Below are 18,232 nucleotides of genomic sequence, written 5' to 3'. Positions count from 1 at the left end.
CTCTATTCTAAATTGTCTTTAAGATATAAAAAATCTGACATTTTTGTCCATTCTCTAACTTTTTTCATATAAGCATCTTGTGAGTCTAAAACTTCTTTTAATAAAGGATTATCTTTTGACATTTCAGTTCTTAATTCAAGATTTGCTTTTTTCATAGCATCCATAACTGGTTTTGGGAAAGTTTTTACTTTTATATTTGGATACTCTGTTTTCATTTTTTGCCATGCACTTGCATTCATATCATAATTTTGAATATACATATCATAAGCACTAATTCTCATAGCAACAACTAAAATCTCTTTTAAATCATTTGGTAATTTTTCAAACTTTTTTGTATTGATAATAAACTGCATTTCTGAAGCTGGTTCATGCCAACCAGTATAATAATATGGTGCAATTTTATGGAATCCCATACTAATATCCATAGATGGTCCAACCCATTCTAAAGCATCAATTGTATTTCTCTCTAAAGAAGTATAAAGTTCACCTGGGGCATTATTTGTAACTTGTACTCCTAGTTTTGCCATAATCTCACCTGCAAAACCTGGAATTCTCATCTTTAGACCTTTTAAGTCATCTAAAGAATTGATTTCTTTTCTAAACCAACCTCCCATTTGAACTCCTGTGCTTCCTCCAGGAAAAGATAAAACACCATGTTTTTCATAAACTTTTTGCATTAATTCCATTCCACCACCATAATAAAACCATGCATATTGTTCTGGACTTGTTAAACCAAAAGGCATAGATGTAAAAGGTAGTGTGTTTATATCTTTACCTTTCCAATAATATGATGTTGAGTGAGCCATATCATATTGTCCACCTTTAACCATATCTAAAACACCAAAAGGTGATTTATGTTTATTTGCTGCATCTATTTTAATATCTAATCTTCCATTAGACATAGTATTAGCAATTTTTGCCATATTTTTAGCTGCATCAAAAAGTGGTGAAGTAGTTTCTGTCCATGTTGTAGCCATTGATAGTTTATATACTTTTTCATCTGCTTGTAAAGTATTAATAAAACTTACACAAACAAATAAAAAAGTAAACTTTACAAAAATTCTTTTCATTTGTTCTCCTTAAAAAATAGAGAAGCATTATATTAGTAGGAGAATATTAAAAGGCTTAATTAAGTATACAATCTTTAAGTTTTTTCTCTTTATCCCAATTTAGTTTTTTTAACTCTGGTTCATCATAAAACTCTTTAGTATAACCAAAACATAAATAAGCGATAAATTTATAATCTTTTTTATTAATATCAAATATTTTATTTATTTTTTTAGGTTTTAAAATAGAAACCCAACCCATACCAATATTTAAAGCACGTGCAGTTAGCCACATATTAAGAATTGCACAAACAACAGAATATTCTCCCGTTCGTTTCATATAAGTTTGTCCTAAAATATTATTAGAACTTTTTTTGTAGTAAACAGCAATATTAATATTTGATTCTTTAATACCTTCAAGTTTCAAATTATTATATAAAGGTCTATCTTTAAATTTTTCTTTACTCTTTTCATATGATTTGCTAAAGTGTTTATATACTAAAGAGCGTTTTTCTTCATCAACAATTATAAATCTCCAGGGCTGAGAATAACCAACTGAAGGTGCATGAAGTGCAGATTCTAATATAGTATTAAGTTTTTTACTTGATATTTTTTTATTTATGAAGTTATTGCCTCTAACATCACGTCTTGAGGCAATAATATTTGTAAGTGTTTTTAAATCTTTTTTATTAAATTTCATTAAACTGTAAAATCGTGTAAATCTTTAAATAAAAAAGCTTCAACAATTTCATCTATACTTTTTTGAGTTGGTGCAATTAGAGCAATTATACCTTCATCCATAAATGGCCAAACATATTCAAGTTCATTTATTACAACTACAGCATCTATCCAACAAGTGATATCTTCTCGTCTATCAAAAAACTCAACTTTTGCTATTTTACCTTCATCTAAAGTAACAAATGCCCAAGCTTTATTTTCTTCAATAGAAGAGATTATACATTGATGTCTATCTTTTGAATCTACTGGTATTAATATAGTCATTTTAATTCTCTTTTTATTAATTATTATATGATTTATCTGATTTTACAATCTTTTATCTTAAGATAAAAATTCCTTTTTGAACCATAAAGAAAAAACAAAAAGTGAATAAAGATGTTGTTTGAATTTATTTGATTTTGACAACTCATAAATATGTAAAATATATTCATGATTAAAAAGATTTGTTTGATTATTTACTTCAACTATCACATCAAGAATTTTATTTTTGTACTCTTTATTTAACCATTCATTAAATGGAGAATTAAAACCTTTTTTTGTTCTGTTTATTATAGTATCTGGAATATATTTAGAAGCAATCTTTTTTAATAAATATTTATTTGTATCTCCAACTTTTATACTTGATTCAACACTAAACATATAATTTACTAAATTAAAGTCCAAAAATGGTGTTCTAACCTCCAAAGAGTTTCCCATAGAGATTCTATCAACTTTACTCAATAAAGCTTCTCCTAGCCAAATCTTTAAGTCTATATAACTCATCCAATCAACAGGGTCTTGTTTTGCTGTTTCACTTTTAAATGTTGGAATTTTTTTAAACAATCTTTTTCTTTGAATATCAGTGTAAATTTCTCCAAAAGAGTTATAAAGATTTTGTTTTTTTACAATTCTTCTTAAATATTCACTCTCTTTAGTATTATTTTGTAAAGCTCCAATAATATCATTTAAAAAAAGATTCTGTTCATTTGATAAACTTTTTTCAAACTCATAATATTTTAAAAACTTTGCATAGTTATCATAACCTAAAAATATCTCATCACTACCTTCACCTGATAATATAGTTTTTATTCCAGCTTTATGTATCTGTTTTGTTAAAATATTCAAGGGAATTGCTGCACTATCTCCATGAGGTTCTTCAAGTATATCAAGTGTTTGTTCAAAATGATTGATATACTCTTTTTGATTTATGATTAATGGATTATGATTTGAGTTTATGTGACTTGCAGTGATTTGTGCAAAATCAAGTTCGCAATAATTTTTATATTCATCATATCCAACACTAAAGGTATTTATCTTTTTACCTGAGATTTTTGTATAAAGTGCAGAGATTAATGAACTATCAATTCCACCACTTAAAAGTGAAGCTACTTCAACATCACTATTTAGTCTATACTCTACACTTTTAAATAAAAGCTCTTCAATATCATTTAAAGCTTGTTTTTCGTCTTTTATTGCTTTATAGGTATTTATCTTATAATATTTCTTCTTTTGAAGCTCAAGGCTCTTATTTGGCTCATAAATCATATATGTAGATGCTTCAAGTTTATAAATGTCTTGATAGAAAGAATCTTCACCAAAAGATACAAAGTATTGCATATATTTAGAAAGTGCAACTTTATTTAGATTTGGTTTGTAATCAAGTAGATTTAAAATTGATTTTACACTCGATGAGAAAATAAATTTATTATCTTTAAAAAAGTAAAAAAATGGTTTTTTACCATATCTGTCTCGTGCACAAAAATATAACTCTTTTTTCATATCGTAAATACAAAATGAAAACATTCCATTTAGTTTATTTAAAAAATCAAATCCATATTTTTGATAAAGACGAATTAATACTTCAGAGTCACTTTTTGTTTTACACTCTAAATGTTCCACGTGAATCAATTCTTTATAATTATAAATTTCACCATTAAAAACAAGTAAAATATCATCAAAAATCATAGGTTGATTTGCTTCTTCATCTAAATCAATAATTGCAAGTCTTGTATGTCCAAATTGTTTATTATCAATTTTTACAGAATTTTGAAAATCTGGACCTCTATGATGTAAAAGCTCTAAAGATTTGTTAAATCTTTCACTTAAAAAATTTGTTCCTATTATTCCACACATAAAATCTACTTTATAAAATATTCAATAATTTGAATATAAAAATATAACATACCAACAAATAAAGCACTTGAAACTAAAATTGTTGAAGCTACTGCAAAAGGTTTGCAGTTGTATAAAACTGCAAAATTAACATTATTAACAGCAAGTGGAACCATTAACTCCATAATCAAAATTGAAGCAACAAATGAATTAAAATCTGTAAACCAGATTATAATAAAAATTCCAATCAATGGTAAAATAAAATGTTTTGCAAAACTTATATGTAAAGATAATTTCCAAGGAATTGTTTTTATTCTAACACTATATAAATAAACTCCAAAAATAAAAAGCTGAATTGTTAAAGAAGTATATGCACCCATATCTAAAGCCATTAAGATATGTTTATTTATTGGAATTTGATAATAATTTAAAAACAAAGCAAGTGAGGCAAACCAAATTGCTGGGATTTTAAATATTGATAGTATTGCTTCTTTTAAAGAGAATTGTTCTCTTGCAAAAAAATAGACTGAAATTGTATACATAAAAAATACATTTGCAATATTAATAATACTTGTATAAGGAACAGATTCTACTCCAAAAAGTGCAATTCCTAGTGGAATACCTAAATTTCCTGTATTTCCAACTAAAGCTGTACCTAAATATATTGATTCATCTGTACGAGAACTAAAAACTATTTTTGAGATAAAAATTAAAATAGTAAGTGTAGTTAGAACAATAATTAAATAAAAAATCGGAGACATAATAAATTCATAATTTATTGGAGTTTTTGTTAATCCCCAAAGTATTAATATTGGTTGGAAAAAATATAAAGATAATAAAACTAAAGTTTTTTCATCTATTTGAGTAGTAAATTTTTTTTTTGCTAAAAAACCTAATAAAATAAAAAAATAGACTGGTAAAACTGAAAATATAGCTTCGATAATAAATCCTAAAATTTTTTAAGAGATTTTATCATTAATGAGATAAATAAAAAGAAGTTTTGCATAGGAAAATTCCTATGCAGTAACCATAATACCCTTAATCATAAAGAAAATTGCAGCAGAAAGAATTGCAGCAGCAGGCACAGTAATAATCCAAGCAGCAACTATTTTTTTAATTGCATCTCTTTTTACATATTTTGTACTTTTTGCATCTTTAACATCTTTTCTTTCTTGTTTAACAAGATTTTCTCTATCATCAATTTTTTTATACAATTCAACAATTTTCATATAATGAGCTTTAGATTTATCTTTTATCAATTCAAGTCTATCTAACTCTTCTTGCATAAAATCTAACTCTCTTTTATGTCTTTTAAATCTTTTTCTTGTTTCTTGCAAAAATCTTTTTTCATTATTGTCTAAAATTTCTCTTAAAAATCCTACTCCAAAAACTCCTCCAACAGCAATGTGTGTTGAAGATACAGGAAGACCTAATTGACTTGCAACAATAACAGTAAAAGCAGCTGACATTGCAATTGAATAAGCTCTCATTTGGTCTAACTCAGTAATTTCAGAACCAACCGTTTTAATAAGTTTTGGACCATATAACATAAGCCCAACAACAATACCAAATGCACCAACAGCCATAATCCAAAATGGAATAGCTACTTTGCTTGAGATTTCAACATTTATAATTGCATCATTAATTGCTGCAAGTGGTCCAATTGCATTTGCAACATCATTTGCACCGTGAGCAAATGATAATAAAGCTGCAGCAAAAACTAAAGGAATATTAAATAAAGTATTAACAGAAGATCTTGTATTTGATAATTTTAAAGATGATTTTGCAATGATTGGTTTAACAAAAAAGTAAACAGCAACACTAATAAGAAATCCTATAATTGCAGCTGTAATAAAGTTTAATTCAACTAATTCTTTTAAACCTTTTAAAATAATATATGTACTAAAAGTCCAAGTCATAATTGCAATTAATACAGGAACAAATTTTTTTGATGCTTCTAACATATTATCTTGATAAACAATTTGTTTTTTTATAAAAAATAAAAATGCAGCTGCAATAATTCCACCAAGAAGTGGAGAAACTATCCAAGAAGCAACAATTTTTCCAACTGTATCCCAAGAAACAATTGCAAAACCAGCTGCTGCAATTCCTGCACCCATTACCCCACCAACAATTGAGTGTGTAGTTGAAACAGGAGCACCAATAGAAGTTGCAAAATTTAACCATAAAGCTGCTGATAATAAAGCAGCTGTCATTGCCCAAATAAATATTTCAGGATTTTCTATCATTGAAGGATTAATAATTCCATCTTTGATTGTTTTAACAACATCCCCACCAGCAATAAAAGCACCTAATGACTCAAATATAGCAGCAATCATTATTGCACCTGTTAAAGTAAGTGCTTTTGAACCAACAGCTGGCCCAACGTTATTTGCAACATCATTAGCACCAATATTCATAGCCATATAAGCACCAAAAACAGCACCAATAATTAAAAACATATTGTTAGGAAGATTTCCATGAGAAGCATATGACCATAAGAAAACTACAACAATAAATAGAAGTGCTAATGATAATTTAGCAAAGCCAGGTAATGTTTTTGCTTGCGCTTTTTCAAACCTGTTAATCGTTTTAATATCCAAAGTAAACCTTTTGTAATTATTTTGTAACGTAAGTAGGATAATATTATAGTAGGAAATTTCTTATTAAACCTTTAAAAAAGCTTAAATTTATTATAGTTAAAAGTTATTATTTGAAGAGATTATATATATTTTATAGAGAATGTTTTAGAAAAAAGGATTAATCCCTTTTTCTACTTCTATCACCTGATGGTCTTGAAGGTCTGTCACCTCTTGGAGCTCTATCTCCACTTGGTTTTCTATCTCCTGATGGTCTTGGAGCTCTATCACCTCTTGGTGCTCTATCTCTATCTCCACCTCTTGAGTTTCTGTCACCGTTTCTATCACCGCTTCTTGAACCTCTATCTCTATCTCCACCTCTTGAACCAAATCGTCCACCTCTTCCACCTCTTGAATTTCTTCCAGAGTCTTCTCTATCATTTCTTGAACTATTTTCAATAAGTCTTTTAATATCACTTTCAGATTTTCCGATATTATTATTCCCTTGAACATAAGTTGATGCAGAAATCATTGAAGCTAATTTGAAAGCAATTGTAGAGATATCAAACTCTTCTTTTAACTCTTCAACTAACTCTAAAGCATAATCTTTTACTTCTTGCTCAATTATTTGTTGTTTTAAATCAGCAAATTTTTTCATTTTTACAGAACTGATATTTGGAACTGTTTTACCTTCTAATTTTGTACCGATATTTTTTTCAATTTTTTGTAACATTCTAAATTCATGTGGAGTAACAATTGAAACAGCAACACCTTCTTTACCAGCTCTACCTGTTCTTCCAATTCTATGTACGTATGACTCAGAATCAAATGGTAAATGATAGTTAAATACATGTGAAACATCATTTACGTCTAATCCTCTTGCTGCAACGTCTGTTGCAATTAAGATTTCAAGTTTAGAAGTTTTAAATGCTCTAATTGCTTCTTCTCTTTGTCTTTGTTCCATATCACCATGAAGACCTTTTGCCATAAATCCTTGAGAAACCATAAATGTTGATAATCTATCAACTTCTTTTTTAGTTCTACAAAAAATAATTGATTTTGTTGGATTTTTGTAATCATAAAGTCTAATTAATGCATCATCTCTCTCTTTTTCATCTACAACATAAAAAGTTTGAGTAATTTTTGCATTTGTTACATCACTTTTTGTTAATGTAATAAATTCTGGTTCTTTTAAAATTGTTTTTGCAAGATTTTTAATTGCTGTTGGCATAGTTGCAGAGAATAATAAAGTTTGTCTATTTTCTGGTAAGAAAGTAAAAATCTCTTTAATATCATCTAAAAATCCCATATCAAGCATTTCATCTGCTTCATCAAGAATAACAAAATCTGGTTTTATATCAATTTTATCACCTCTTAAAAGATCTAAAAATCTTCCAGGAGTTGCAATAATAATACTTGCATTTTCAATTAATTTGATTTGTCTAGCATAAGCTTGTCCACCATAAACAGTTGCAGTGTTAATTCCTAAGAATCTTCCAAATCTATATAATTCATCTGAAACTTGCATTGCAAGTTCTCTAGTTGGAACAATTACAACTGCTTCAACACCTGATTTTCCCTTTAATTTATTTAAAATTGGAAGTCCAAATGCTGCTGTTTTTCCTGTACCTGTGTGAGCTTGTCCAACAATATCTTTTCCTGATAAAATAACTGGAATTGCTTGTTCTTGAATTGGACTTGGTTCTTTAAATCCTGCCTCGTCGATTGCTTTTTGTAATTGTTCTTTAAAATTGAATTCGTTAAAAGTCATTTTTTTACCTTTGTATATAATTTATTAAAAAATACACACGGTTATATAAGTTAGATTTAAATCTCCCATAAAAGTACAATTAAAACGCAATTTGAGTCTTGCAAGTAAGTCAGTTTTGAAAAATGAATCTTTGATAATCCATCAAAGTAAAATGGGTATATAAATGTGTATAATTTTGGCGGAGTATATCTAATTTTAGATAAATTTAAGCTTTAAGAAAAAGAGCAAAGCTCTTAATCTTATAAATCCTCTAAACCTTTGTAGTTTTCTAAGTATTTAGTATCATAGTTATTTGAGATAAAATCTTCATTTTCCATCATTTTTTGGTGGAATGGAATTGTAGTTTTAATTCCTTCTACTTCAAATTCAGCTAAGGCTCTTTTCATAATGTTTATAGCTTTATTTCTATCTCTTCCCCAAACGATTAGTTTTCCAATCATTGAGTCATAATAAGGAGGAACTACATAGTTTGTATAAACATGAGAATCTACTCTTACATTTCTTCCACCAGGAACCATCCATTGAGTTACTTTTCCTGGACTTGGTAAAAATGTATTTGGATCTTCTGCTGTAATTCTACACTCAATTGCATGACCTCTAAATTTAATTTTTTCTTGTGGAGGAACTTTTTCACCCTCAGCAACTTTAATCATTAGTTCAACAATATCAATTCCTGAAACCATTTCAGAAACTGGATGCTCAACTTGTAATCTTGTATTCATTTCCATAAAATAAATATTTTGTTGGTCATCAGCTAAGAATTCAAATGTTCCTGCACCTTCATATTTTAAATATTTAGTAGCTTTTACAGCAACTTCATGAAGTTTTGCTCTAGTTTCATCATTTAATAAAATTGCAGGTGACTCTTCAATAACTTTTTGATGTCTTCTTTGTAAAGAACAATCTCTTTCACCAATGTGAATAGCATTACCGTGAGAATCTCCAACAACTTGAACTTCAATATGTCTTGGATTATTAATAAATCTTTCAAGATACATAGTTCCATCGCCAAATGCAGCTAATGCTTCACTTGATGCTGCCATAAATAGTTGGTCAAATTCTGACTCATCTTTAATAAGTCTCATTCCTCTTCCACCACCACCAGCAGCAGCTTTTGCCATAATTGGGTAACCAATTTCAGCAGCAACTTTTTTACCTTCAGTTACAGAGTGAACAGCACCTTTACTTCCTGGAACAACTGGAACACCAGCTTTAATCATCTCTTCTTTTGCTTTTGATTTATCAGCCATTTTTTCCATTACTTCAACAGATGGACCGATAAATTTGATATTGTGTAATCTACAAATTTCAACAAAATCTTGATTTTCAGATAAGAAACCATATCCTGGGAAAATTGCATCACAACCTGTCATTTCAGCAGCTGTTATAATTGCTGGAATATTTAAGTATGACTCACTTGATTTTGCACCACCAATACATACAGCTTCATCTGCATGTTTTAAATATGATGCATTTTTATCACCAGCACTATAAATAGCAACTGATTTTTTTCCCATTTCTCTTATTGTTCTAACAGCTCTTTGAACGATTTCTCCTCTGTTAGCTATTAAAATTTTTTTAATTTCTGCCATATGTAACTCTTATAATTTTTCAACAACAAAAATTGGCATATCATACTCAACAGGAGAACCATCTTTAACAAGAATCTCTAAAATTTTACAATCAAATTCAGCTTCAACCTCATTCATAATTTTCATTGCTTCTAAAATACAAAGAGTTTGACCTTTTTTTACAGTATCACCTACATTTACAAATGCTGGAGATTCTGGAGAAGGTGAAGAATAAAATGTTCCTACCATTGGAGAGTTAATCATATCTCCACTCTTTGCAGTTGTTGCTGTTTCTGTTGAAGCTACATTTACAGTTGCAACTGGTGCGCTAACAGCTGCAACAGGAGCAGCAACTGCAGGAGCAGCTGATACAGTAGTTACAACACCTTCAAAACCTCTTTGCATAGAGATTTCGAATTCACCCTCTTTAACTTTTAATTTGTTAAGTTCGCTTTTGTCGAAAACTCTAATTAATTCTTTGATGTCTTTAAAATCCATACTTAGCCTTTATATTTAGTAAAATTTTTTCTCATAATAGCACAATTTTTCTGATAAATATATTTTTGTTAAATTAAATAAGCTTTATTTAAGTTTAGGAATAAAATATCTTTGAAATATCTTTTTGATATAATTGAAAAAAATTAATTAGGAATATTATGTTAAATGATAGAAGTTTTATAAACATTGCAAAAGAGATTGCAATGGCTTCAAAATGTGTATCAAAACAAGTAGGAGCTGTTATTGTAAAAGATGGAAGAATACTTTCAACTGGATACAATGGAACACCTGCTGGTTATAAAAATTGTAGTGAACACTGGAATGGAGAATATACAAAAGAGCATCACAAATGGTCAAAAACTTATGAAATTCATGCTGAAATGAATGCGATTATTTGGGCAGCTAGAAAAGGGATTCCTATAGAAGGTGCAACAATTTATGTAACTTTAGAGCCTTGTAGCGAATGTTCGAAAAATCTAATTGCAAGTGGAATAAAAAGAATTGTATATGAAAAAGCTTATGAACACACAAATTCAGAAGTAATCTCAAAATTCATAAAAGACAATGGTGTAGTTATTGAACAAATTTCAAAATAATAAAAATACTCTATTTTATGAAAAATCTGTAAGAAGATATGGAGTTAGTGCCAAAGGTGTTCAATGGAATTCAAAATACACTCAATATAAAAGATTTGAGATTCTAACAAGTTTTATTCAAAATATAGAAAATCATTCTTTAATAGATGCTGGTTGTGGATTTGGAGAATATTATAACTATTTAATTAAAAATAATAAATCTCCTAAATCTTATATAGGAATTGATTGTGAAAAAATGATGATTGATTTAGCTTCAAAAAGATTTTCAAATATAGATTTTAAAATCCAAAATATAATAAAAGATGAGTTACAAATAAGTGATTATTATATTTGTAGTGGAGCTATGAACATTTTAAATTTTGATGAAATTTCAATTTTTATACAAAAATGTTTTAACTCATCTAATATTGCTTTTGTATTTAATTTTTTAAAAAATGATTCTCTTACAAATATAAAAGTGGATGAAATTTTAACTTATTGTAGAACTTTGACAAAAAAAATAAAAATAAAAGAACACTATTTAGAAAATGATATAACTATTTATTTGGAAAAATAAAATATCATATTTATTTCATACTTTAAATATAAAATTATGTTATTAAATATAAGGAGAAAGTATGAAAATTGGTTTATTTATTCCATGTTTTATGAATGAATTGTATCCAGACATTTGTAAAGCAACATACAAACTACTAAAAAATCAGGGTTTAAATATTGATTACCCTTTAAGTCAAACTTGCTGTGGACAGCCTATGGCAAACTCTGGCTGTTCAAAAGATGTAAAAACTTTAGCTATAAATTTTGTAAAAACATTTAAAGATTATGATTACATTGTAGCACCAAGTGGTTCATGTGTTTCAATGGTAAAAGAGCATTATGCAGAATTTTTTAATGACGATAAAGATTTTAATAAAGTAAAAACTTCGATTTATGAAGTTTGCGAATTTTTACATGATGTAATTAAACTTGAAAATATTAAATTTGACCACTCTTTCCCTTATAAAGTTGGAGTTCACAACTCTTGTCACGGACATAGAGTTTTAAAACTTGCAACTGCAAGTGAACTTAATATTCCTTATAATTCAAAATTAAAAAACCTATTAAATAAAGTAAATGATATTGAATTAGTTACATTAAGAAGAGAAGATGAGTGTTGTGGATTTGGTGGAACATTTAGTGTTGCAGAAGAAGCAATTTCAGTTGCAATGGGAAAAGATAGAATCAAAGACCACATAGATTCAGAGGCTAAAATCATAACAGGTGCTGACATGTCGTGTTTAATGCATATGGATGGAATTATAAATAGAGATAAAAATCCAATCAAAGTTATGCATATAGTTGAAATTCTTGCAGGAGTTAGACCATGAGTACAAATCACAACCACTCAGATAATGCAACAAAGTTTGTAGCTAATGATGAAAGAATGCATTGGCATGACCAAGCATTATGGTTTGTAAGAGAAAAAAGAGATAGAGCTAGTAAATCTATTCCTGAATGGGAACAATTAAGAGAATATGCAAATCAAATAAAAACTCATACAATGGCTAATTTAGATAAATATCTATTAGAGTTTGAAAAAAATGCAACAGCAAAAGGAATTACAGTTCACTTTGCATGTGATGCCAAAGAGCACAATGAAATTGTTCACAAAATTTTAAGTGAAAATAACGTGAAAAAAATCGTTAAATCTAAATCAATGCTAACAGAAGAGTGTCACTTAAATCCTTACTTAGAAAGTAGAGGAATTGAAGTAATTGATACAGATTTAGGTGAAAGAATTGTACAGCTTAGAAATGAACCACCTTCACATATCGTTCTTCCAGCAATTCACTTAAAAAAATCAGATGTTTCAGATACATTCCATGAAAAACTTGGAACTGAAAAAGGAAACTATGACCCAACTTATCTTACACGAGCTGCACGTGCTGCGCTTAGAGAAGATTTTTTAACTGCTGATGCTGGATTAACTGGAGTTAATTTTGCAATTGCAAATACTGGTGGAGTTGTAGTTTGTACAAATGAAGGAAATGCAGATATGGGAGCGAGTGTTCCTAAACTTCATATTGCTTCAATGGGTATTGAAAAAATTATTCCAAGACTTGAAGATTTATCTGTATTTACAAGATTATTAGCAAGAAGTGCAACTGGACAACCAATTACTTCATATACTTCACATTTCCATGGAAGTGTTGAGGGTGGAAAAATGCACATAATTATTGTTGATAATAAAAGAACTCAATTCTTATCATCAACAAAAAATAAAAGAGCATTAAATTGTATTAGATGTGGTGCATGTATGAATACATGTCCTGTTTATAGAAGAAGTGGTGGTCACTCGTATGAATATGTAATTCCAGGACCAATTGGTTCTATTTTAGGAAGTGCAAGACATCCAGAACTTCATAACTCTTTACCTTTTGCATGTACATTATGTGGTTCATGTTCAAATGTATGTCCAGTTAAAATTGATTTAGATTCACAACTTTATAGTCTAAGACAAGATTTAGGAAATGCTGATTTAATTGATAGCAAAAAGAAAATGATTATGAAAGTAACCACTTGGGTGATGAGTAAACCTGCGTTATTTGACTTTGCTGGAAAAATGGCAAGAATTATTGTTCCAAAACTTCCAAATTTTATACTTTATAATAAAGCAAATGTTTGGGGGAAACAAAGAGACTTACCAAAATTCCCACCAAAAAGCTTTAAAGAGATGTTCAAAGAAGGAGAATTAGATGACAAGTAAAGAAAAAATATTAAATGCAATAAAAGCAAACAATGTTGTAAAAGATGTAAAACTTCCTTCATATGATAATTTTGGAATAAAGTTTGAAGATAAATTTAAAACTTTTTCTACAATGCTTGAAAGTGTTGGTGGGAAAGCTTTAATTATTGATAAAAAAGATTTAGACAAAACGATAAAAGAGTTATATCCTGAAGAGAAACAAATAGCATCTAATGTAGATTTTTGTAATTTAGGAAATTTTTATGCAAATAGCTTTGAAGATGCTCATGATTTAAAAGATATTGATTTAGCTATTGTAAAAGGAAATTTTGCAGTTGCAGAAAATGGTGCAATTTGGATGAAAAATCCATCAAATAGACATAGAGCTTTATACTTTATTGCACAAAATATCGTTATTGTTATAGATGAAAATGATATTTTAAACAATATGCATGAAGCATATGAAAAAATCTCTTTTGAAAACCAAGGTTATGGCGTATTTATTTCAGGTCCATCTAAAACTGCAGATATTGAACAATCATTAGTTATTGGAGCTCATGGTCCAAAATCAGGATATGTGATTTTTGTAAAATCTTGATATAATTGCTAGATAGGGGATTTTAATGAAATATATTTTACTATTTAGCTTACTTTTTTTTAATTACCTCTTTGCTTCTAGTAAAGAGGTACTTTTAATTCACTCTTATCATAAAGGTTATATTTGGACCGATGATATATCAAAAACAATTGAAAAAAATTTCAAACCACTAAAAGATGTAGAACTAACTACAATTTATATGGATACGAAAAGAATTGACACACCTGAGTATCTATCAAATCTAGTAAAACTTTATAAACAACAATTTGAAAATAGAAAATTTGATTTAATAATAATAAGTGACAATAATGCATTTGATTTTATAATTAAATATCATGAATATCTTTTCAAAGATGTACCAGTCGTTTTTTGTGGAATAAACAATTTTGACAAAGTATTGCTTCATGAAAATGATATGAAAGATATTATGACGGGAGTTGCTGAAGAAGTTGATGTTGAAAAAAATATTGAATTAATTTCAAAACTACATCCAAATCTAAAAAATTTATTAATTATAAACGACCGTTCTGCAACAGGAAATGCTGTAAAAAGAGATTTAAATCCTATTATTGAAAAATATCAAAAGAAATTTAATATTGAATATACAGATAACCTAGAGATTTCAAATCTAAAAAAGAAAGTATCAAATTTAGATAAAAAAAATAGTGTAATTTTATTTGTTTTACTTTTTAAAGATACAACGGGAAAATATTTTACATACAAACAAAGCTTTCAAGAGGTAAAAAAAGTAAGCGAAGTTCCAATTTATGGACTTTGGGATTTTTATCTAAATGATGGAATTGTTGGAGGTCTTTTAACATCAGCAGTTGCTCAAGGTGAGGCTGTTTCAAAAATGGCATTAGAAATTCTAAATGGTAAAAAAACGACAGATATTCCTATTTTAGAAAAATCTCCAAATCTTTATATGTTTGATTATAATGAATTAAAAAAATTTGATATAAATATCTCTGATTATGTAAATGACCCAATTATTATAAATGAACCTTCATCAGTTTATAAACAACATTATAAATTTTTTATCATCTCAATTTTGATTATTTTAACTCTTAGTATTATTGTTTTGATTTTAAAAGCAAATATTCAAAGAAGAGAAAAAGTGGAACTTGCTTTATCAAATAGATTAGAGTTTGATAAAGTTTTACTTGATACTATTCCAAATCCTATATATTATAAAAATATTGATGGAAAATTTTTAGGCTGTAATACGAGTTTTGAGACTTTGGTAAATAGTACTAGAGATGAAATTATAGGGAAAACTGCTTTTGATTTTTTTCCTTATAAAATAGCTTTAGCAAATACAAAAATTGATAAAGAGTTATTACAAACTTTTTCAACAAGTACCTCTGAATTTACATTTTACACTCCTTCAAATGAGATGAAACATATTATTTTAAACAAAGCTGTTTACAAAAATATAGATGGAACAGTTGGTGGAATTGTTTGTATTATGGATGATATAACTGAAAGAATTCAACAAAAACAATTTTTAATCCAACAAAGTAAACTTGCTGAAATGGGTGATATGATTGCAGCAATTGCCCATCAATGGAATGAACCTTTAGTTGAATTATCAGCTCTTGTTCAAGATATACAAACTTCATATTTATTAAATGAATTAAAAGAGGTAAATGTAAAAGATTTTGTAAATGATTCTATGGTTCAAATAAAATATATGTCAAAAACATTAAGTGATTTTAGAAACTTCTTAAAACCCTCAACAAAGAAAAAACTATTTTCTATTTCAAAAGCTTTAAATGAAATAAATGAAATTATTGGAAAACAGATATTTTATTCAAATATAAAAATGAGTTTTAACTACAAAAATGAGAATGAAGAACTATTAATTTATGGCTATGAAAATGAATTTAAACAAGTTTTATTAAATCTAATAAATAATGCAAAAAATAAAATTGTTGAGAATTACAAAGATTCCCAAGAACATGCAAAAATTGATATAAATATAGAAAGATGCCAAAATTATAATACAATAGAAATTATTGATAATGGTGGTAAAATTGACGAAAAGATAATAAATTCTATTTTTGAACCTTATTTTACAACTAAAGAGAGTGGTACAGGGCTTGGTCTTTATATGGCAAAAGTTATTGTTGAAGACAAAATGAGAGGAAGTATAAAAGTAAGAAATGAAGGTGAAAATGTTGTTTTTACAATAAAACTTCCTCATAAAAAGGTATAAAATGAAGATTTTACTTTTAGAAGATAATAAAAAATTAAATGAAGCAATTACAAAAAGATTAAAACTCAAAGGCTACAATGTTTTATCATTTATTGATGGTAAAGAAGCCTATGAAAAAATCACAGAGGGATTTTCATGTTTTATTTTGGATATAAATGTTCCAAATATAGATGGAATAAAAATATTAAAAAAAATAAGGGAATTTTATAGTTCACTACCAGTAATTATAATCAGTGCTAGTGTTGAACTTGATGTTATAAAAGAGGCATATGATTTTGGTTGTAATGATTTTTTGAAAAAACCTTTTTTTATTGATGAATTAGAGATAAAAATAGAAAAACTATGTAAAATCCAAAATGATAAAATCTATTTTGATGAAAACTCTTATTTTGATTTTAAATCTGCGTTAGTTGTAATAAATAATCAAGAGATTAGATTAACAAAAAAAGAAAAACTATTAATAAATCTATTTTTAACTAAAAAGAATCAAGTTATCTCTTATGAAAGTATAGAAAATTATGTTTGGGAAGGGAACTTTGCCTCTTTAGAATCAATTAGAAGTTTAATAAGAAGAGTTAGAAAAATACTTGAAAAAGATTATATTCAAACTGTTGTTGATACAGGTTATATCTTCAAAATTACATAAATATTACATAATTATTAAAAAAATATCATAAAATTTTCATTTCTAATAGTTAGAATTTAAAATAACAAATCTAAGGAGAAATGAAATGTTACAAAAAACTACGAAACTACTTGTTACTACTGCACTTATTGCAGGATTAGCAACTGTTGCAAATGCTGCAGAAAAAGTAAAATGGACACTTGCTACAACTTGGGGTTCAACACTAAATCCGTTTATTGACTCACCAACAAATATGGCTAAACTTGTAGAAGAGATGTCTGATGGAAGATTTAAAATCAGAATTGATGCTGCAAATAAACACAAATCACCTCTTGGTATTTTAGATATGGTTAAAGGTGGTCAATATGATATGGGTCACTCTGCTTCTTATTACTGGAAAGGTAAAGATATTGAAACATTACCATTCACAACAATGCCATTTGGATTAACTGCACCTGAGCAATATGCATGGTTCTACTACGGTGGTGGAATGGAATTAATGCAAAAAGCTTATGCTAAACATGGTGTTTTATCTTATCCAGGTGGAAATACTGGAAACCAAATGGGTGGTTGGTTTAGAAAAGAAATCAACTCTCTTGATGACTTAAAAGGTCTAAAAATGAGAATTCCAGGATTTGCTGGAGAAGTTATGGCAAAATTAGGATTAACAGTTACTAATATTGCTCCAGGTGAACTTTATACTTCACTTGAAAGAGGTACTATTGATGCGTTAGAATGGGTTGGCCCAGGTATGGATATTTCTATGGGATTCCACAAAATTGCACCATATTACTACACAGGTTGGCATGAACCAGCAACTGAATTACAATTTATGGTAAATGAAAAATCTTATGAAAAATTACCAAAAGATTTACAACAAATTTTATTAACAGCTATGAGAGTAAGTGCTTATGATATGTATATTCAAAACTATCATATGAGTAGTGAAGCTTGGTCAACAATGTTAACTGAGTTCCCAAATATCAAAGTTAAAACTTTCCCAAAACCAGTTATGGATGCTATGAAAAAAGCTAATGATGAGTTATTAACAGAGTTAAAAGCTCAATCTCCATTATTAAAAGAGACTTTAGAATCTCAAGAAGCATACCAAAAGAAATCAAGAAAATGGACAGAAATGTCTGATTATTTATACTTAAAAGACAATTTATAAAATTA

Annotated in this window: 17 protein-coding genes; 8 read left to right on the top strand and 9 right to left on the bottom strand. The window is 27.9% G+C overall.

Translation table 11 applies throughout. The features are described from left to right. Nucleotides 1–2: 2 nt before the first annotated feature. The 9 genes from AELL_RS00490 to accB form a co-directional block, all read right to left on the bottom strand. Nucleotides 3–1,070: a TRAP transporter substrate-binding protein gene (locus AELL_RS00490; protein WP_118916058.1), complete on the bottom strand. Its 1,068-nt coding sequence runs from the start codon at nt 1,068–1,070 to the stop codon at nt 3–5. Nucleotides 1,071–1,125: 55 nt separating this feature from the next. Then, nucleotides 1,126–1,746 (bottom strand): 5,6-dimethylbenzimidazole synthase, encoded by a 621-nt coding sequence (bluB, locus tag AELL_RS00485; protein WP_118916057.1) that lies wholly within the window; start codon nt 1,744–1,746, stop codon nt 1,126–1,128. Beyond that, entirely contained in the window at nt 1,746–2,048 is a 303-nt protein-coding gene (locus tag AELL_RS00480) for a hypothetical protein (protein WP_118916056.1), read from the bottom strand. Before AELL_RS00480 ends, bluB begins: the two co-directional genes overlap by 1 nt. 57 nt (nt 2,049–2,105) lie before the next feature. Continuing rightward, nucleotides 2,106–3,896, bottom strand: a complete 1,791-nt coding sequence (gene asnB / locus AELL_RS00475; protein ID WP_118916055.1) for an asparagine synthase (glutamine-hydrolyzing) — start codon at nt 3,894–3,896, stop codon at nt 2,106–2,108. A 5-nt stretch (nt 3,897–3,901) separates the two neighbouring features. Continuing rightward, nucleotides 3,902–4,807 carry an AEC family transporter gene (locus AELL_RS00470; RefSeq protein WP_118916054.1) on the bottom strand — a complete coding sequence of 302 codons (906 nt, stop codon included), beginning with the start codon at nt 4,805–4,807 and terminating at the stop codon, nt 3,902–3,904. Between the two features lie 84 nt (nt 4,808–4,891). Next, the gene (locus tag AELL_RS00465) at nt 4,892–6,478 is read right to left on the bottom strand and encodes an inorganic phosphate transporter (RefSeq protein ID WP_118916053.1); all 1,587 of its coding nucleotides are present in this window, start codon (nt 6,476–6,478) and stop codon (nt 4,892–4,894) included. 157 nt (nt 6,479–6,635) lie between these two features. Next, on the bottom strand, nt 6,636–8,225 hold the full coding sequence (locus tag AELL_RS00460) for a DEAD/DEAH box helicase (protein ID WP_118916052.1): 1,590 nt from the start codon (nt 8,223–8,225) through the stop codon (nt 6,636–6,638). 239 nt (nt 8,226–8,464) lie between these two features. Then, nucleotides 8,465–9,817, bottom strand: coding sequence for an acetyl-CoA carboxylase biotin carboxylase subunit (locus AELL_RS00455; RefSeq protein ID WP_118916051.1), 1,353 nt, complete (start codon nt 9,815–9,817; stop codon nt 8,465–8,467). Between the two features lie 9 nt (nt 9,818–9,826). Beyond that, nucleotides 9,827–10,294, bottom strand: coding sequence for an acetyl-CoA carboxylase biotin carboxyl carrier protein (accB, locus tag AELL_RS00450; protein WP_118916050.1), 468 nt, complete (start codon nt 10,292–10,294; stop codon nt 9,827–9,829). Between the two features lie 158 nt (nt 10,295–10,452). Here accB and AELL_RS00445 point away from each other — a divergent pair, with 158 nt between their 5' ends. From AELL_RS00445 to AELL_RS00410, 8 genes are all read left to right on the top strand, one after another. Next, complete coding sequence (locus tag AELL_RS00445; RefSeq protein WP_118916049.1) at nt 10,453–10,890, top strand: deoxycytidylate deaminase; 438 nt, start codon at nt 10,453–10,455, stop codon at nt 10,888–10,890. Then, nucleotides 10,871–11,446, top strand: coding sequence for a class I SAM-dependent methyltransferase (locus AELL_RS00440; RefSeq protein WP_118916048.1), 576 nt, complete (start codon nt 10,871–10,873; stop codon nt 11,444–11,446). Before AELL_RS00445 ends, AELL_RS00440 begins: the two co-directional genes overlap by 20 nt. 61 nt (nt 11,447–11,507) lie before the next feature. Continuing rightward, entirely contained in the window at nt 11,508–12,257 is a 750-nt protein-coding gene (locus tag AELL_RS00435) for a (Fe-S)-binding protein (RefSeq protein ID WP_118916047.1), read from the top strand. Beyond that, the gene (locus AELL_RS00430) at nt 12,254–13,636 is read left to right on the top strand and encodes a lactate utilization protein B (RefSeq protein ID WP_118916046.1); all 1,383 of its coding nucleotides are present in this window, start codon (nt 12,254–12,256) and stop codon (nt 13,634–13,636) included. Before AELL_RS00435 ends, AELL_RS00430 begins: the two co-directional genes overlap by 4 nt. After that, the gene (locus AELL_RS00425) at nt 13,626–14,213 is read left to right on the top strand and encodes a LutC/YkgG family protein (protein WP_118916045.1); all 588 of its coding nucleotides are present in this window, start codon (nt 13,626–13,628) and stop codon (nt 14,211–14,213) included. The genes AELL_RS00430 and AELL_RS00425 overlap by 11 nt, the downstream gene beginning before the upstream one ends. A 25-nt stretch (nt 14,214–14,238) precedes the next feature. After that, nucleotides 14,239–16,431, top strand: coding sequence for a sensor histidine kinase (locus tag AELL_RS00420; RefSeq protein ID WP_118916044.1), 2,193 nt, complete (start codon nt 14,239–14,241; stop codon nt 16,429–16,431). A gap of 1 nt (nt 16,432) precedes the next feature. Further along, nucleotides 16,433–17,077, top strand: coding sequence for a response regulator transcription factor (locus tag AELL_RS00415; RefSeq protein WP_118916043.1), 645 nt, complete (start codon nt 16,433–16,435; stop codon nt 17,075–17,077). Nucleotides 17,078–17,162: 85 nt separating this feature from the next. Beyond that, the gene (locus AELL_RS00410; protein WP_118916042.1) at nt 17,163–18,227 is read left to right on the top strand and encodes a TRAP transporter substrate-binding protein; all 1,065 of its coding nucleotides are present in this window, start codon (nt 17,163–17,165) and stop codon (nt 18,225–18,227) included. Nucleotides 18,228–18,232 lie beyond the last annotated feature (5 nt).

The sequence above is a fragment of the Arcobacter ellisii genome, assembly GCF_003544915.1.
GTDB classification, from domain to species: domain Bacteria; phylum Campylobacterota; class Campylobacteria; order Campylobacterales; family Arcobacteraceae; genus Aliarcobacter; species Aliarcobacter ellisii.
The sequence above is the reverse complement of the archived record's forward strand: the minus strand, read 5'-3'. Positions and strand labels throughout refer to the sequence as shown.

Excerpts from the sequence above, each read along its gene's own strand:
- AELL_RS00490 (WP_118916058.1), bottom strand. The coding sequence starts at position 1,070 with ATGAAAAGAATTTTTGTAAAGTTTACTTTTTTATTTGTTTGTGTAAGT.
- bluB (WP_118916057.1), bottom strand. The coding sequence starts at position 1,746 with ATGAAATTTAATAAAAAAGATTTAAAAACACTTACAAATATTATTGCC.
- AELL_RS00480 (WP_118916056.1), bottom strand. The coding sequence starts at position 2,048 with ATGACTATATTAATACCAGTAGATTCAAAAGATAGACATCAATGTATA.
- asnB (WP_118916055.1), bottom strand. The coding sequence starts at position 3,896 with ATGTGTGGAATAATAGGAACAAATTTTTTAAGTGAAAGATTTAACAAA.
- AELL_RS00460 (WP_118916052.1), bottom strand. The coding sequence starts at position 8,225 with ATGACTTTTAACGAATTCAATTTTAAAGAACAATTACAAAAAGCAATC.
- AELL_RS00455 (WP_118916051.1), bottom strand. The coding sequence starts at position 9,817 with ATGGCAGAAATTAAAAAAATTTTAATAGCTAACAGAGGAGAAATCGTT.
- accB (WP_118916050.1), bottom strand. The coding sequence starts at position 10,294 with ATGGATTTTAAAGACATCAAAGAATTAATTAGAGTTTTCGACAAAAGC.
- AELL_RS00445 (WP_118916049.1), top strand. The coding sequence starts at position 10,453 with ATGTTAAATGATAGAAGTTTTATAAACATTGCAAAAGAGATTGCAATG.
- AELL_RS00435 (WP_118916047.1), top strand. The coding sequence starts at position 11,508 with ATGAAAATTGGTTTATTTATTCCATGTTTTATGAATGAATTGTATCCA.
- AELL_RS00430 (WP_118916046.1), top strand. The coding sequence starts at position 12,254 with ATGAGTACAAATCACAACCACTCAGATAATGCAACAAAGTTTGTAGCT.
- AELL_RS00425 (WP_118916045.1), top strand. The coding sequence starts at position 13,626 with ATGACAAGTAAAGAAAAAATATTAAATGCAATAAAAGCAAACAATGTT.
- AELL_RS00420 (WP_118916044.1), top strand. The coding sequence starts at position 14,239 with ATGAAATATATTTTACTATTTAGCTTACTTTTTTTTAATTACCTCTTT.
- AELL_RS00415 (WP_118916043.1), top strand. The coding sequence starts at position 16,433 with ATGAAGATTTTACTTTTAGAAGATAATAAAAAATTAAATGAAGCAATT.
- AELL_RS00410 (WP_118916042.1), top strand. The coding sequence starts at position 17,163 with ATGTTACAAAAAACTACGAAACTACTTGTTACTACTGCACTTATTGCA.